This window comes from Citricoccus sp. NPDC055426, assembly GCF_040677445.1.
Taxonomy (GTDB): Bacteria; Actinomycetota; Actinomycetes; order Actinomycetales; family Micrococcaceae; genus Citricoccus.
This window is the reverse complement of sequence record NZ_JBFARZ010000004.1, coordinates 63,783-80,020: the sequence shown is the minus strand read 5'-3', so window position 1 is coordinate 80,020 and position 16,238 is coordinate 63,783. Positions and strand designations below refer to the sequence as shown.

Genomic DNA, 16,238 nt, shown 5'->3' with positions numbered 1-16,238 from the left:
CTCCGATGTGGATTGTTCACTCGGCCGGATATCCGGCATGCTCGTCTGACGAGCAGCCTGGTCACCCGGATAGTGGGTTGATATGGATTATTGAGGGCGCACAGAAAGTGCTCGTTTAGTCTAGCCACTCCGGCAAGTCCGGGTCAAAGTCACGGGCCCGGCGGATCACGGGTGCGTCAGAAGCCCGTCATACAGAAGACGGGCCGGTCCGCCGCGAGCAGCGCCGTCAGCTCGGCGGCGGCACCGGGGCGGTGCTCCGTGAGCCGCCCCGCCTGGCGCAGCAGCTCCGCGGAGACACCGCCCAGATAGATGCTGGAGAGCTCGGCCACGTCCAGCGTGAGGTCCGGGGCGGGCACGACGTCGGCCACCTCCTCCACCTCGGCCGTCCCGTTCCGCACGGACAGCCGCCAGGTCCCGGCCGCATGGCCGAGGGGGTCGGTGACCTCCAGGACCAGCTCTCCGTCCCGGTGGTAGGGCCGGCCGGCGAACGCGGCGGGGACGTCCAGGATGCGCAGCCACAGCTGGTCCTCGGACTCCGTGGTCTTGACCCGGCGCGGGTCTACCAGCAGGTTCTCCAGCAGCCGGTCCGCCGGCGCGAAGCCCCATTCGACCCGCTGGATGAGGTCGAGGTGCACCAGGTGGTCCCAGAGGGCGCGGAAGCTGGCCGCCGTGGTGGCCACCAGCCCGGTGACCTTCACGGTCGGGACCTCCTGCTTCCAGCCGTTGAACCGGTAGGTGACGTATCCCCGGGGGGTGCCGCCGTCGTCCTCGTGGACGGCCGCGAGCAGGCCGGTGCCCTTGCCGTCGTTCTTGGACCGCCAGGAGTCCGTCTCCGAGACGTCGTAGGCGGCCACCCGGCCCACCGAACCGGGCGTCTGCGCCAGGGCACGGGCGTAGAGCGAGGGTCCGAGGCCGGCCAATTCCTTCGGGTCCACCATCCGCAGGGAACCGGTGGGGGCCGCCACCAGGGAGACGTCACCGCCCGTGTCCACCTGCACCGTGCGCCGCACGGTGGCCACGCCGAAGCCGAAGCGGCGGTAGATCGTGGCCTCGGAGGCGCTCAGGGCGGCGACGGGCAGCTGCTGGGCCGCGGCACGGTCCAGCTCCGATTCCATCATGGTGCGCAGGATGCCCCGGCGGCGGTGCGTGGTCCGGACGGTGACCTCGGAGACGAGGAAGGCGTCGAGCTGCCGGCCCACGCCGGTCTGCAGGGGTTTCACGAACGAGGCGTAGGTGCCCACCGGGTCCGTCTGCGCCGGGTCCGCGCCGGCCTCATAGACCCCCACGTAGGTGCGCCCATCCAGTCCGTGGAGCTCCAGGATCTGGTCCAGGGCGGGGCCGGCGGGCACCTCCTCGTAGAAGTTCCGCTCCAGGGCGGTGAGCATGCGGGCCATCCGCGGGTCCTGCGTCGCGGGCAGCCCGGTGGCGGCGAAGCGGTGCATCTCGAGGCCCGGCAGGATGCCAGTGACGGCCTTCGAGTCAGTGGGCTGCGTCATGCCAGCTCCTGCCCACCCCGACGTTGACGTCCAGCGGCACGGACAGCTCGGCGGCGTGCCCCATCTTGTCCTGCAGCACGGCGGTGGCGGCCTCGAGCTCCCCGTCCGGGACCTCCAGGATCAACTCGTCATGCACCTGCAGGAGCATGCGGGTGCCCAGGCCCTGCTCGTCCAGGGCCAGCTGGACGTCCAGCATGGCCTGCTTGATGATGTCCGCGGCGGAGCCCTGGATCGGCGCGTTGAGGGCGGCGCGTTCGGCCATGTCCCGCAGTTGCCGGTTGTCACTGTTCAGGTCCGGCAGGTAACGGCGGCGGCCCATGATGGTGGCCGTGAATCCGTCCTTCCGGGCCTGGGACACCACATCCTTGAGGTAGTCGCGGACCGCGCCGAAGCGGTCGAAGTAGCCCTTCATCAGCCCCCGGGCCTCGTCCACGGGGATCTGGAGCTGCTTGGAGAGCCCGAAGGAGCTCAGCCCGTAGGCCAGTCCGTAGCTCATGGCCTTGACCTTCGCGCGCATCTCCGACGAGACCTCCTCCGGGGCCACACCGAACACCTGGGCCCCCACGAAGCGGTGCAGGTCCTCGCCGTCCAGGAAGGCCTGGATGAGAGCCTCGTCCTCGGAGAGGTGTGCCATGATCCGCATCTCGATCTGCGAGTAGTCCGCGGTCAGCAGGCTGCTGTAGCCCTCCCCCACCACGAACACGTCCCGGATCCTGCGCCCGGCCTCGGTGCGGACGGGGATGTTCTGCAGGTTCGGGTGCAGGCTGGAGAGCCGGCCCGTGGCGGCGGCCGTCTGCGAATAGGTGGTGTGGATCCGGCCGTCCGGCGCCACCGTGTCCCGCAGGCCCTCCACCGTCTGGCGCAGCTTGGTGGCATCGCGGTGCAGCATGAGGTTCTCGAGGAACGGGTGCTGAGTCTGGTTCAGCAGGTCCGTCAGCGACTCCACGTCGGTGGAGTACCCGGTCTTGGTCTTGCGGGTCTTGGGCATGTCCAGCTTCTCGAACAGCAGGGTCTGCAGCTGCTTCGGCGAGCCGAGGTTCACCGTCTCGCCGCCGTTCGCCTCCGCCACGGAGGCCCAGGCGGACTCCTGGGCGGCCTCCATGCGCTGGGTGAAGTCGTCGAACAGGCCGTCCAGCACCCCGCGGTCCACGGCGATCCCGGCCAGCTCCATGTCCACCATCACGCTCGCCAGCGGGACCTCGAGGTCCAGCAGCAGCTGCTGGGCACCGCGGGAGATCAGCTCCGGCTGGAAGTGCTCGGACAACCGGCGCACCATCCATGCGGCCCGCACGGCGGCGGCGGCCCGGGCCTGCACCACGGCCTCCTCGGACGCCGAGCCGGCATCCTCCAGGTCCAGCTCCAGCTGGTCACCGGCCTGGGTGGGGTCGGCCTCCATCTCCAGGGTGGACTGCAGGTAGGTCTGCACCAGTGCGTCCAGGCCATAGCCCCGGCGGTCGGGCTGGATCAGATAGGCCGAGAGCAACACGTCGTCCACGACGCCGGCCAGCGCCACATCCTGCCCCAGTGCGGTGCCGTGCCCGGTCGCCTTCAGGGACTTGGCGACCGCCTTGAGGTCGTAGATCGCCTTCGGGTGCCCCGCCTCGGCGAGGTAGGCCGACAGGATCGGCCCGGGGCCGGCGTCGTGCCCTGTCTGCTCTCCCGGCTCCGACGATGCCGGGGCACCCAGGTCCACGAACACGGCCGCCTCCTCCGCGACCAGCGCGGCGCCGAGCGCGACGCCGTAGTCCCCCGGCGCCGGGATCTTGCGCTTGGGCAGGATGGCAGGGCCGTCCAGGACCACGTGCACGCCCATCAGGTTCGCGGCGTGCTGGGCCAGGAAGTCGGTGAGCCCCGTGGCGCCCTCGGCGTCCGCGGTGAGGACCGTGAACTGGGGGGTGGCCTCCACCGGGGCGGCCTCCGGCTCCCCGCCGAGCCGCTCGGCCAGCGTGTCGAAGAGGCGCTGGCGCACCGTGTTGAACTGCAGGGCGTCGAAGAGCTCCTCGACCTGCTCGTGGTCGGGATGCGTCAACTCGGTGGCCTCCAGGGCCACGGGCAGCTCCATGTCCCGCAGCAGGTGGTTGAGGCGCCGGTTGCGGCGCACATCCTCGGCGTGGTCCCGCAGGGACTGCCCGGCCTTGCCCTTGATCTCCTCGGCATGGGCCAACACCTCCTCCACCGTGCCGTAGAGGTTGATCCACTTGGCCGCGGTCTTGGGGCCCACGCCGGGCACCCCGGGCAGGTTGTCCGCGGTCTCCCCCACCAGCGCGGCCAGGTCCGGATAGCGCTCCGGCGCCACGCCGTACTTCTCCTGGATGGAGGCGGCGTTCATCGGCGGGATGTCCGAGACGCCCTTCTTGGGGTACAGCACGGTGGTCTTCTCCGTGATGAGCTGGAAGGCGTCCCGGTCCCCCGAGACCACGCGGGTGTCCCAGCCGGCGGCCTCCGCCTGCGCGGCGAAGGTGGCCACGATGTCATCCGCCTCGAAGCCGTCCACGGAGACGGTGGGGATGTTCATGGCCTCCATGACCTTGATGATCAGGTTGATCTGGCCGTGGAACTCCTCCGGGGTCTTGGAGCGTCCGGCCTTGTACTCGGTGTACTCCTGGGAGCGGAAGGTCGGGGTGTCCAGGTCGAAGGCCACGGCCACGTGGGTGGGCTTCTGCTGGCGGATCATGGTCAGCAGCATGGTGGTGAAGCCGTAGACCGCGTTGGTGTGCTGACCGGTGTCCGTCGCGAAGTTGTCCACCGGCAGGGCGTAGAACGCGCGGAAGGCCATGGAGTGGCCGTCCAGGACCAGCAGGCGGTTGGACTCTCCGCTGGCCGAAGCGGTGGCCGTTACGGGGGCCGAGGCGGCGGAGTCAGGGGCGGGATTGCTCGAATCAGTCACGGGTGCCAGCCTAATGGTCATGAACGATGCCCACACAGAGACACCCGCCGCAGATCCCGCCGCACCCGCCGCCGGTCCGGCCGCTCCCCCGGCCACCGAGCCGGTCGCCACGACTGCGACCGGAACCAGCCACGCCTTCGTGCCTGGGGTGCGACCGCAGCTGACGGCCGACGAGCTGAAGCAGATGCTGCTCGACACGGGGATCCCGGAGCGGTTCCACGACTACCTGGGCGCCCTGGGCATCAGCCCCCTGACCGCCAAGATGGGCATCGTCTTCCGGGAGATGACGGTGGAGCGGATGGTGGCCACCATGCCCGTGGCCGGCAACGAGCAGAACGCGGGACTGCTCCACGGCGGCGCCCACCTGGTGCTGGCGGAGACCCTGGGTTCGATCGCGGCCGTGCTGCACACGCGGGGTGAGAAGCCCGTGGTCGGGATCGAGATCAGCGCCACCCACCACCGGGGCATCACGGAGGGGATCGTCACCGGGACCTGCACCCCCATCCACCTGGGCGGGACGCTGACCACGCATGAGATCGTCATGACCGACGAGGCGGGCAAGCGGCTCTCCACGGCGAAGATCACGAACATGATCCTGGACCCGAGCCGGCGGTGACTCGGGTCCAGTTCGGATCCGGCTGGTTGGACTCCGGCTAGCCCGGATACGGCGCGATGCCGAGCATCCGCGCCGTGGCGGCGCCGGGGGCTCCGTCCGCGGTCCTGCCGCCGGCCGAGCGGTAGGCCCCTTTCAGATTGCGCTCCTGGACCTCGCGCACGCGCGCGGCGGTCTTCTTCCCATAGTCCCCGTCCACGTTCAGGTCCACGCCCTTCCACCCGTTGAGGGCCTGTTGCAGGAGAAGCACCCACTGGTAGTGCCGTTCGGTGACCGCACCCCAGTGGGAGTCGTGCACCAGGGTCAGCGGCTTCTGCTGACGGTGTTGGTAGCGCTCGATGAGCAGGGCCAGGCTGTTGCCGCTGTCCCCGTGGCCGGCCTTGATGCAGATCTGCCGGATGGAGGCCTCGGAGCGGACGTGCCGGGGTGCAGCGGTGGCCGAGGTCTTCGGCCGCGGTTTCTCGGCCGGAGCCGGCCGCGCCGGGCCCGTCTGGGTCACCGTGGTTTGCAGGGCAGTGGGCCGGGTGGTCCCCACCGTGATGCCCTTGGATCGCAGCCAGGTGTCGGCGTTGATCCAGCCTGCCGCCCCGTGGCGGCGGGCGGCCAGGACCGGCCGGTCGTGGTCCTGGGCCACGCCGAAGTGCAGGTGCACGGCGAAGTCGTCCTCGCCCTTCGCCCCGGAGCCGCCCATGAGACCCAGCCGCTGCCCGGCCTCCACCGTCTGTCCTTCGGCCACGTCCGCGGAGGCCAGGTGCCCGTAGTAGGCGCGCATCCGCTGGCCGCCGTGGAAGCCCAGGTCCAACCACACGAAGCGGCCGGAGTGAAAGGGGACGCGGTCCAACTTCCTGCCCTTGCCCCGGCCCACCGCGATAACGGTGCCGGACGCCACCGCGAGGACGGGGACTCCACGTTGGCCCGGTTTCGGCGGTGCCCAGTCCGTCCCGGCGTGGAGGATGCCCTTGCGGGAGCCGAACCCCGAGGTCAGGCGGCAGTCCTCGGGCAACGGGGAGCAGAATCCGCTGCGCACCCGGCCGCCGTCGGGGTCCTCCGGAGGTGCGGCGCCGTAGCCCCGCTCGTCCATACCGGGCTCCACCGACTCGGGGAACGGGTCCTCGATGTCCAGCGGCGGGCCCTCCTCGGGGTTCTCGTCGTCGGGATCGTCGGGCAATTCCGGGACCTCGTAGATCTCGTCCCAGGCAACACTCTCGATGGTCATGGTTCCGTCTCCTCCGCCCCCACGGGGTCACTCGAACACAGCTGGATGAATGCAGTGCTTCGGTGATGGTGGTGAGTACGGCGTGCGGGGCTCACCGATGACCCGGCATGGCAACACCATAGGCCGGGGGTGCAGGGATTGTCCGCAGTGGGGGCGCGGCCGGACCAGGAGTGAAATCGGCGGTCTGCCGTACCGATGAACAATGTGACGGACTCGGCGAGGCGAACCAGCACCAGAATAAGGACTGATGACCATGCAGGATCTGAACTTCGTTGCCATTGACTTCGAAACCGCGAACGAACAGCGCGGTTCAGCGTGCCAAGTCGGCATGACCAAGGTCCTCGGCGGACAGCTCGTCGATTCCGCAGGCTGGTACGCCATACCGCCCACAGGCCTCGAATCGTTCTCGCCGAGGAACATCCAGATCCACAGAATCACTCCAGAGCTTGTCGCGGATGGGTATACGTGGAATGAATCCACGGCGGCGATCCACGACTTCGCCGAAGGGCTTCCCCTCGTGGCCCACAACTCCTCCTTCGACAGGTCCGTCTACCTGAAGACGTGTGCCAACGCGGTTGTCCTGCCCTTCGAATACTCCTGGCACTGCTCCCTGAAACTCACGAAGCGCCTCCTGCCGGGCGGTCCCACCAAGCTCGTGGACGTGGCACAGCACCTCGGCATCGACGCGCCGAACCATCACGACGCCACCCACGACGCAACCGTCGCCGCCTCGATCGTCACCGCGTTGGCGCAGTTGACTTCCAGCTACACCATCGATGATCTGTGGCCCGCGATCACCCCGTCGCCCTCCCACGGCAAGCTCACGCTCTGCGCGGCCGACCAGCGTCGCCCACGATGGCTGGTTTAACCGCGCCGCGACGGCCCGGAAGGAAGACGTCCCTCTGCCCAATCCTGACGCTTCACCAGACCACCCGCTCTTCGGCCAGCACGTCGTGATCACCGGCGAACTCGACTCCCTGGACCGCTGGGACGCATGGACCCTGGCGGCTCGACTCGGCGCCCAACCACAGAAGAACGTCACCAAGAGGACCACCATGGTCGTCGTCGCCCACCATCACGAGATCCCCTCCGACTACGACCCACTCCAGGGCAGCGGAAAAGAGCGCAAGGCCGGGGAGCGTCTACTGAGCGGCCAAGCGGTGACCTTCATGGGTGGGGGCGAGTTCCTCGCCCGCCTGGGAATCGGCACACTGCCCTGATCGACCAACTACGCACTACCCGACGGGCCTGTCCTGGCCGAAATCGACGGCCGGCACACTGACCCAGAAGCTGGTCAATGCGCGTCGCCGGTTCTTCAACAGACCGGAAACCACAGGCCCCGACCCCTTGCACTGCAAGGGATCGGGGCCGTCGGTGCCCGAAGTGGGAATTGAACCCACACACCTCTCGGTACCGCATTTTGAGTGCGGCGCGTCTGCCAATTCCGCCATTCGGGCCTGAATGGATCCGCCGGTGGAAAACCAGCGTGACAACCCTACAAGAATACACGCCACCGCCCCGCCCCGCGGCCGGGCGCGACGCGGTGCTCCCCGCTGACCGGATACGCTGATTGATGACCGAACGCAAGGAGTCTTCATGCCCGCTGAGATGCCGACCGAGCACAGCGAAACGACCAGCCCCACCGACTCCGCGCCGCTGCGCGTCGTCGTCGCCGAGGACGAGACGCTGATCCGCGTGGACATCGTGGAGATCCTCACCGGGCAGGGATACGAGGTGGTCGGCGAGGCCGACAACGGGCAGAAGGCCCTCGACCTGGCCACGAACCTGAACCCGGACGTGGTGCTGATGGACGTGAAGATGCCCATCATGGACGGGATCACCGCGGCCGAGCACATCGCCCGGGACAAGATCGCCCCCGTGGTGCTGCTCACCGCCTTCAGCCAACGCGAACTGGTGGAACGCGCACGCGAGGCCGGGGCCATGGCCTACGTGGTCAAGCCCTTCAACGAGAACGACCTCGTGCCGGCGATCGAGCTGGCGGTGGCCCGCTTCGAGGAGCTGCGGGCGCTGGAGGAGGAGGTCTCCGACCTCGCCGAGCAGTTCGCCACCCGCAAGCTCGTGGACCGGGCCAAGTCCCTGCTGACCACCACCCTGGACCTGTCCGAGCCGGAGGCCTTCCGGTGGATCCAGAAGACCTCCATGGACCGGCGCCTGAGCATGCGGGAGGTGGCCCAGACGGTCGTCGACCAGATGGGCTAAAGCCTCACGGCCTAGAGCCTCACAGCGGGGAGCGCGCCGGCCAGATCCCGACCCGCTCGCGTTCGGGCGTCGCCTGGCCCTCCAGCAGCCCACCGGAGTCGTCGAGGTCGCCGATGCGGTGGACCTTGACGATGTTGGTAGAGCCGGGCTTGCCGGGAGGGGACCCGGCGGCGATGACGACCAGGTCGTTCACCCCGGCGATCTTCTCCTTCAGCAGGGACCGGTCCACCTGGGCCGTCATCTCGTCCGTGGAGGAGGCGAACGGCACCATCTTCGGCAGCACGCCCCAGGACAGGCACAGGATGTTGTGGGTGTGCTCCACGTGGGTGAAGGCATAGATCATCTGCTGCGGGCGCAGGCGGGAGAGCCGCCGGGCGGAGTCACCGGACTGCGTGAAGGTGGCCAGGTGCGGCACGTCCAACTGGTTGGCGATCTCCACGGCGGCGCGGGTGATGGCCCCACCGCGGGTCTTCGGCCGGGAGCCCAGGGGCAGGATGCGGTCCAGGCCGTGGATCTCGGTGGACTCGATGATCCGGGCCATCGTCTCCACCGTCTGCACGGGGTACCTGCCCACCGAGGTCTCCCCCGAGAGCATCACGGCGTCCGCGCCGTCCAGCACGGCGTTCGCGCAGTCGGAGGCCTCCGCCCGCGTCGGCCGGGGGCTGTCGATCATGGACTCCAGGACCTGGGTGGCCACGATCACGGGCTTGGCCCAGCGCCGGGCCAGCTCGATCGCCTTCTTCTGCACCAGCGGCACGTCTTCCAGCGGCAGCTCCACCCCGAGGTCCCCGCGCGCCACCATGATCGCGTCGAAGGCGTCGACGATCCCGTGCAGGGCCTCCACGGCCTGCGGCTTCTCGATCTTCGCGATCACCGGCACGCGTCGTCCGGACTCGTCCATGATCTCGTGCACGCGGGTGATGTCCTCCGCCGAGCGGACGAAGGACAGTGCGACCATGTCCACCCCGATCTCCAGGGCCCAGCGCAGGTCCGCCTCGTCCTTCTCCGACAGCGCCGGGACGTTGACGGCCACCCCCGGCAGGTTGATGCCCTTGTTGTTGGACACCGTCCCGGGGACCTCCACCTCGGTCACCACCTCGGTCTCGGTCACCTCCACGGCGCGCAGGGCGACCTTGCCGTCATCGATCAGCAGCGCGTCGCCGGGCCGCACATCCTGCGGCAGCCCCTTGAAGGTGGTGCCGCACTCCGAGGCGGATCCCTCGATCTCGCGGGTGGTGATGGTGAACCGGTCCCCCACCGCCAGGTCATGCGGCCCGTCCGCGAACCGGCCCAGCCGGATCTTGGGGCCCTGCAGGTCCGCGAAGATCCCCACCGGGCGGTCCAGGTCCTGCGCGGCCCGCCGGATGTCCGCGTAGGTCCGTTCATGGACGTCCCAGCTGCCGTGGCTCATGTTCAGGCGGGCCACGTCCACCCCCGCGGCGATCAGCTCCCTGGTGTTCTGGTATCCCTCATTGGCCGGGCCGAACGTGGCGACGATCTTCGCGTGTCTCATGGCTCCAGCCTAGTCAGCTTCAGGCCGTGTTCGCTCAGACCGAGATCGCGCGGTCGGTCGGCTCCACCGGGGACGGCAGCCGGGTCCAGGTCTCCAGCGACTCATCCACGGCCCGGGCACAGGCCCGCCCCTCCGCGATGGCCCACACCACCAGTGAGGCGCCCCGCCCGGCATCACCGGCCACGAACACCCCCGGGGTGTCGGTCTCGTAGCGGCGGTCCCGCTTGATGAGACCGCACTCGAGCACGACGCCGGCCGCCTCCTCGGGCGTCCGGCTCCCCTCGGCCGTGAGGCCGGCATCCTCCACCCCGGTGAACCCCAGGGCGAGCAGCACCAGGTCCGCGGGGATCTCCCGCTCGGTACCCGGCTTCGGCACGCGACGCCCGTCCGGCAGGTACTCGGTCTCGGCCACGCGCAGGGCGCGCACGCGTTCCACGCCGTCGGGTCCCGTCTCCCCGAGGAACTCCACCGTCGAGGCGAGGTATTCGCGGGTGCCCCCCTCGGCGTCGGCGGAGCTGACCTCGTAGACCTTCGGTGCCGTGGGCCAGGGCTGGTCCGCCGGACGCTCGGTGGGCAGCTCCCTGCCGATGGCCAGGGTCGTGACCGAGGCGGCACCGTGGCGGTGGGCCGTGCCGATGCAGTCCGCACCGGTGTCCCCGCCGCCGAGGACCACCACGTGCTTGCCGTCGGCCCGGATCTGAGCCCCGGCCTCCTCCTCGCTCAGTTCGCCGTTGAGCTCCCGGTTGGACTGCACCAGGTAGTCCATCGCGAAATGCACGCCCTGAAGGTGTCGGCCGGGGGCGGGCAGGTCGCGCGGGACGGGTGCCCCGGTGGCGATGATGACGGCGTCGTAGCGGCCGCGCAGCTCGGCCCAGCTGAGGTCGGTCCCGATGGCCGTGCCGGGGCGGAACCGGGTCCCCTCGGCCTCCATCTGGGCCAGGCGGCGGTCCAGGACGTCCTTCTCCATCTTGAAGTCCGGGATGCCGTACCGCAGCAGCCCGCCGATCCGGCCGTCCCGCTCGTAGACGGCCACCGTGAAGCCGGCCCGGGTGAGCTGCTGGGCGGCGGCCAGCCCGGCGGGTCCCGATCCGACGACGGCCACGGTGTGCCCGTTGAGCCGTTGCGGGATGACGGGCTCGAGCCAGTCGTTCTCGAAGGCGGCCTCGGCGATGGACACCTCGGTCTGCTTGATGGTCACGGCCGGCTGGTTGATGCCCAACACGCAGGAGGACTCGCACGGCGCCGGGCAGATGCGTCCCGTGACCTCCGGGAAGTTGTTGGTGGCGTGCAACCGGGCGGCGGCCTCCTCCCACCGGCCCCGGCGGACCAGGTCGTTCCACTCGGGGATGAGGTTGCCCAGCGGGCAGCCCTGGTGGCAGAACGGCACGCCGCAGTCCATGCACCGGCCTGCCTGGGTGCGGACCACGGCCTCGTCCTGGCGGACGTAGACGTCCTTGAAGTCCATGATGCGCACGGGCACCGGGCGGGACGGGCGGTCCTGCCGCTCACGGGTGTTCAGGAATCCACGGGGATCAGCCACGGGTAGCCTCCACAATCCGACCCCAGGCTGCGTCGCCGTCCGGGTCTAGTCCTTCGTCGATGACGGCCGCACGGGTCTTGAGCACGGCGTCGTAGGTGGTCGGCAGCACGGTGGTGAAGCGGGACATCACGGTGTCCCGGCCGGACTCCGCATCCGCCGCCAGTCCGGAGAGCAGGAGGGCTGCCACCGGTGAGCCGGTCTCCGCCTGGTGCCGCTGCAACAGCTCGGCGATGGCCCGGCGGTCCTCCGGGCGCGGTTCCAGCAGCATGAGGTCGTGCTGGGCCACGGCCAGGGGATTGAGCGCGGCCACGTCGAGGTCCAGGACCCAGGCGGTGCCGCCGGACATGCCCGCCGCGAAGTTGCGGCCGATGCGTCCCAGGATGAGCGCCCGGCCGCCGGTCATGTACTCGCAGCCGTGGTCCCCGATGCCCTCCACCACGGCGGTGGCGCCGGAGTTGCGGACCAGGAATCGTTCGCCCACGCGGCCGCGCAGCAACAGCTCGCCCGAGGTGGCGCCGTAGCCGATCACGTTGCCGGCCACCACGTTGTCCTCGGCCGCGAAGCCCGCTCCCCGGTCGGGGCGCACCACGATCCGCCCGCCGGACAGGCCCTTGCCCACGTAGTCGTTGGCGTCCCCGGCCAAGCGCAGGGTGATGCCCGCGGGCAGGAACGCGCCGAGGGACTGGCCGGCCTGCCCCGTCAGGTTCACGGTGATGGTGTCCGCGGCCAGTTCGTCCAACAGCCGGGCCTTGGTGACGTGGTACCCGAGCATGGTGCCGGCCGCGCGGTCCGTGTTGAGGATCCGTCGGCTGAGTTCCACGCGGGTGCCCTGGGCGATGGCGGGCTCGGCCGCCGTGATGAGGTCGTTGTCGAAGTGCCGGTCCAGCTCGTGGTTCTGCCCGTGGGTGTTGGAGAGCTGGCGGGCCTTCTCCGGATCGGCCGGGTCGTAGCCGTCGAGGATCCCGCTGAGGTCCAGGTCGCGGGTCTTCCAGTGGTCCGCCGCGGCATCCCGTTCCAGCACCTCGAGGTGCCCGATGGCCTCCTCGAGGCTGCGGAAGCCGAGCTCGGCCAGGTACTCGCGCACCTCCTCGGCGATGAACTCGAAGAAGTTCACCACGAACTCGGGCCGGCCGGTGAAGCGGGAGCGCAGCTCCGGGTTCTGGGTGGCCACGCCCACGGGGCAGGTGTCCAGGTGGCACACCCGCATCATGATGCATCCGGAGACCACGAGCGGGGCGGTGGCGAAGCCGAACTCCTCGGCCCCGAGCAGGGCGGCGATGACCACGTCCCGGCCGGTCTTGAGCTGGCCGTCCACCTGCACCACCACGCGGTCCCGCAGGCCGTTGAGCATCAGGGTCTGCTGGGCCTCGGCCAGGCCCAGCTCCCACGGTGCGCCGGCGTGCTTGAGCGAGTTCAGCGGGGAGGCGCCGGTGCCGCCGTCGTGCCCGGAGATCAGCACGACGTCGGCCTTCGCCTTGGTCACGCCGGCCGCCACGGTGCCCACCCCGGATTCGGAGACGAGCTTGACGTGCACGCGCGCCGCCGGGTTGGACCGCTTGAGGTCGTGGATCAGCTCGGCGAGGTCCTCGATCGAGTAGATGTCGTGATGCGGCGGTGGGGACACGAGGGAGACGCCGGGGGTCGAGTGCCGGGTGGAGGCCACCCACGGGTACACCTTGGTGCCCATCAGCTGGCCGCCCTCGCCGGGCTTGGCCCCCTGGGCCATCTTGATCTGCAGGTCGTCCGCGGTCGCGAGGTACAGGCTGGTCACCCCGAAGCGTCCCGAGGCGATCTGCTTGATGGCCGAGCGGCGCTCGGGGTCCAGGAGCCGCTCGGGGTCCTCGCCTCCCTCGCCCGTGTTGGACTTGCCGCCGAGGCGGTTCATGGCGATCGCCAGCGTCTCGTGGGCCTCCTGGGAGATGGAGCCGTAGCTCATGGCCCCGGTGGAGAAGCGCTTCACGATGGCGGAGACCGGTTCCACCTCGTCCAGGGGCACGGGCTGGCGGGCGCCGGTCTTGAGCGTCAGCAGCCCGCGCAGGGTCATCAAGTCCCTGGACTGCTCATCCACGAGGCGGGTGTAGTCCTTGAAGATGCCGTACTGCCGGGTCCGGGTGGCGTGCTGTAGACGGAAGACGGTCTCCGGGTTGAACAGGTGCGGCGGTCCGTCCCGCCGCCACTGGTACTCGCCCCCGGTCTCCAGTTCACGGTAGGGGTCGATGTCATTGCCGTCCGGCGGGTAGGCCGCCCAGTGGCGCTGCTCGTTCTCGGCCGCGATCACCTCCAGACCGACCCCGCCCAGGGGTGTCCTGGTGCCGGAGAAGTACCGGTCCACCACGGTCCGGGACAGGCCGAGCGCCTCGAAGGTCTGGGCCCCGCAGTACGAGGCCACGGTGGAGATGCCCATCTTGGACATGATCTTCTGCACGCCCTTGCCCAGGGCCCGGATCAGGTTGGCCACGGCCCCGGCCCGGGTGATGCCGGTGAGGGCGCCGGTGCGCACGAGGTCCTCGGCGGACTCCATGGCCAGGTAGGGGTTCACCGCGGAGGCCCCGTAGCCGATCAGCACGGCCACGTGGTGGACCTCGCGCACGTCTCCGGCCTCGACGAGCAGCGAGGCACGCGTCCGGTTCGCCGAGGACAGCAGGTGGTGGTGCACGGCGGAGAGCAGCAGCAGGGACGGGATCGGAGCCCACTGCGCGTTCGAGTCCCGGTCGGAGAGCACGATGTACTGGACGCCGCGGTTCACCGCGGCGGAGACCTGCTCACAGATCTCGGTGAGCCGGTCCCGCAGGCCGGCGGCGCCGCCGTCGACCCGGTACAGGCCGCGGACCTTCAGGGAGGCCTTGGTCCCCGGCGCGGGGCCATCCGCCGCACCGCCCGCGGGACCGGGGGCCACCCGCAGGTTGGCGATCTTCGCCAGCTGGTCGTTGTCGATCACCGGGAACTGGAGCCCGATGTGGCGGGCGTGCACCCGCTCGTCGGAGAGCAGGTTGCCGTCCGGCCCGATCGAGGTGCGCAGGGAGGTGACGATCTCCTCCCGGATGGAGTCCAACGGCGGGTTGGTGACCTGCGCGAAGGACTGGGTGAAGTAGTCGAACAGCAGCCGCGGCCGCTTCGAGAGCACGGCGATGGGGGTGTCCGTGCCCATGGCCCCCAGGGGCTCGGCGCCGTGCTCCGCCATGGGCCCGATCAGCAGGCGCAGTTCCTCCGTGGTGTAGCCGAAGGTGCGCTGGCGGTGGGCCACGGACGTGGAGGAGTAGGTGACGTGCTCGCGCTCGGGCAGGTCGTCGAGGCTGATCAGGTTCTCGCTGACCCATTCGCGCCACGGGTTGGCGTTGGCCACCTCGGCCTTGACCTCGTTGTCCTCGATGATCCGGCCCTCGGCGGTGTCCACGAGGAACATCCGGCCCGGTGCCACGCGGCCCTTGCGGACGATCCGGGAGGGGGCCAGCGGCAGCACGCCGACCTCCGAGGCCAGCACCACCAGGCCGTCGTCCGTGACCCAGTAGCGGGCCGGGCGCAGCCCGTTGCGGTCCAGCACGGCGCCGACCTGGCGCCCGTCGGTGAACGCCACGGCGGCGGGCCCGTCCCACGGCTCCATCAGCATGGAGTGGTACTCGTAGAAGGCGCGACGGTCCGGGTCCATGGACTCGTGGTTCTCCCAGGCCTCCGGGATCATCATCATGACCACATGACTCAGGGGGCGGCCGCCCAGCAGCAGCAGCTCGGCCACCTCGTCGAAGTTGGCCGAGTCGGAGGCCCCGGGGGTGCAGATCGGGTAGAGCTTCTCCGGTTCCTCGCCGAGCAGGGGTGAGGCCAGCATCGACTGCCGGGCGCGCATCCAGTTCCGGTTGCCCTTGACCGTGTTGATCTCCCCGTTGTGGGCGATGGTCCGGAAGGGCTGGGCGAGCGGCCAGGACGGGAACGTGTTGGTGGAGAACCGGGAGTGCACCACGGCCAGCGAGGTCGCGAAGCGCTCATCGGACAGGTCCGGGTAGAACGGCTCGAGCTGGGCGGTGGAGAGCATGCCCTTGTACACGATGGTCTGCGTGGACAGGGAGGGGAAGTAGACGCCGTACTTGTTCTGGGTGCGCTTGCGGACCCGGAAGGCCCGGGCGTCGAGGGAGTCCCCCACGGACTCCGCTGCCGCGGGACCCGTTGCGGGGGCCAGCCCGAGGAACAGCTGGGAGAAGTGCGGCATGACGGCACGGGCCGAGGCGCCGAGGACCGCCGTCTGAACGGGGACGTCCCGCCAGCCCAGGACCACCAGGCCCTCCTCGGCGGCGCGCTCGGCGATGCCGGCCACCGCCTCGGCCCGCTCGGTCTCCTCCTGCGGGAGGAAGGCCGTTCCGACCGCGTACCGGCCGGCGTCGGGCAACTCGACATCCAGCACCGCGCGGAAGAAGGCGTCCGGGATCTGCAGGAGCAGCCCGGCGCCGTCCCCGGTGCCGTCGTCCCCGCCGACCCCGCCGCGGTGCTCGAGGTTGCGCAGCGCGGTCAGGGCGTGCTCGACGATGTCGTGGCCGGGCACGCCGCGCAGGGTGGCGATCACCGCCAGACCGCAGGCGTCCTTCTCCGCGTCCGGACGGTACAGGCCCTGCTCGGCGGGGAGGCCGGAGTACCGGTTGAAGGGGTTCTTCGGGTCCTGGGCCAGCTTCTCCTGCCCGGAGTCGTCCGGCAGCTCGTGGTCTGTCTGCTCGTGGTCTGTCTGCTCGTCGTCAAAGCGCAATGTCATGTGAATCCTTCCGATGCG

Annotated in this window: 10 protein-coding genes and 1 tRNA gene; 4 read left to right on the top strand and 7 right to left on the bottom strand. The window is 70.0% G+C overall.

From position 1 onward, the window contains the following. Positions 1-176: 176 nt before the first annotated feature. Both AB0K08_RS08245 and polA read right to left on the bottom strand, forming a co-directional pair. Positions 177-1,496, bottom strand: a complete 1,320-nt coding sequence (locus AB0K08_RS08245) for a GNAT family N-acetyltransferase (protein ID WP_363353257.1) — start codon at positions 1,494-1,496, stop codon at positions 177-179. Continuing rightward, positions 1,480-4,383, bottom strand: coding sequence for a DNA polymerase I (gene polA / locus AB0K08_RS08240; RefSeq protein ID WP_363353255.1), 2,904 nt, complete (start codon positions 4,381-4,383; stop codon positions 1,480-1,482). Before polA ends, AB0K08_RS08245 begins: the two co-directional genes overlap by 17 nt. A 184-nt stretch (positions 4,384-4,567) precedes the next feature. Here polA and AB0K08_RS08235 point away from each other — a divergent pair, with 184 nt between their 5' ends. Then, positions 4,568-4,999, top strand: coding sequence for a hotdog fold thioesterase (locus AB0K08_RS08235; RefSeq protein WP_363353556.1), 432 nt, complete (start codon positions 4,568-4,570; stop codon positions 4,997-4,999). A 37-nt stretch (positions 5,000-5,036) separates the two neighbouring features. On the opposite strand, the gene AB0K08_RS08230 is transcribed toward AB0K08_RS08235, so the two are convergent. Continuing rightward, positions 5,037-6,212 carry a peptidoglycan DD-metalloendopeptidase family protein gene (locus AB0K08_RS08230; RefSeq protein WP_363353253.1) on the bottom strand — a complete coding sequence of 392 codons (1,176 nt, stop codon included), beginning with the start codon at positions 6,210-6,212 and terminating at the stop codon, positions 5,037-5,039. Positions 6,213-6,459: 247 nt separating this feature from the next. Between AB0K08_RS08230 and AB0K08_RS08225 the strand changes: the two genes are divergently transcribed. Beyond that, positions 6,460-7,080 (top strand): exonuclease domain-containing protein, encoded by a 621-nt coding sequence (locus AB0K08_RS08225; RefSeq protein ID WP_363353251.1) that lies wholly within the window; start codon positions 6,460-6,462, stop codon positions 7,078-7,080. An 85-nt stretch (positions 7,081-7,165) separates the two neighbouring features. Continuing rightward, complete coding sequence (locus AB0K08_RS08220) at positions 7,166-7,432, top strand: hypothetical protein (protein WP_363353249.1); 267 nt, start codon at positions 7,166-7,168, stop codon at positions 7,430-7,432. Between the two features lie 155 nt (positions 7,433-7,587). On the opposite strand, the gene AB0K08_RS08215 is transcribed toward AB0K08_RS08220, so the two are convergent. Then, a tRNA-Leu gene (locus AB0K08_RS08215) sits at positions 7,588-7,669 on the bottom strand. Between the two features lie 151 nt (positions 7,670-7,820). Between AB0K08_RS08215 and AB0K08_RS08210 the strand changes: the two genes are divergently transcribed. Further along, the gene (locus tag AB0K08_RS08210) at positions 7,821-8,432 is read left to right on the top strand and encodes a response regulator (protein WP_363353553.1); all 612 of its coding nucleotides are present in this window, start codon (positions 7,821-7,823) and stop codon (positions 8,430-8,432) included. A gap of 19 nt (positions 8,433-8,451) precedes the next feature. Here the strand turns inward: AB0K08_RS08210 and pyk are convergent, their stop codons facing one another. From pyk to gltB, 3 genes are read right to left on the bottom strand one after another with little or no spacing between them, the layout of a single operon-like run. Beyond that, complete coding sequence (gene pyk, locus AB0K08_RS08205) at positions 8,452-9,945, bottom strand: pyruvate kinase (protein WP_363353247.1); 1,494 nt, start codon at positions 9,943-9,945, stop codon at positions 8,452-8,454. Positions 9,946-9,979: 34 nt separating this feature from the next. Next, complete coding sequence (locus tag AB0K08_RS08200; RefSeq protein WP_363353245.1) at positions 9,980-11,485, bottom strand: glutamate synthase subunit beta; 1,506 nt, start codon at positions 11,483-11,485, stop codon at positions 9,980-9,982. After that, the gene (gltB, locus tag AB0K08_RS08195) at positions 11,478-16,220 is read right to left on the bottom strand and encodes a glutamate synthase large subunit (RefSeq protein WP_363353243.1); all 4,743 of its coding nucleotides are present in this window, start codon (positions 16,218-16,220) and stop codon (positions 11,478-11,480) included. The genes AB0K08_RS08200 and gltB overlap by 8 nt, the downstream gene beginning before the upstream one ends. Positions 16,221-16,238: the final 18 nt, after the last annotated feature.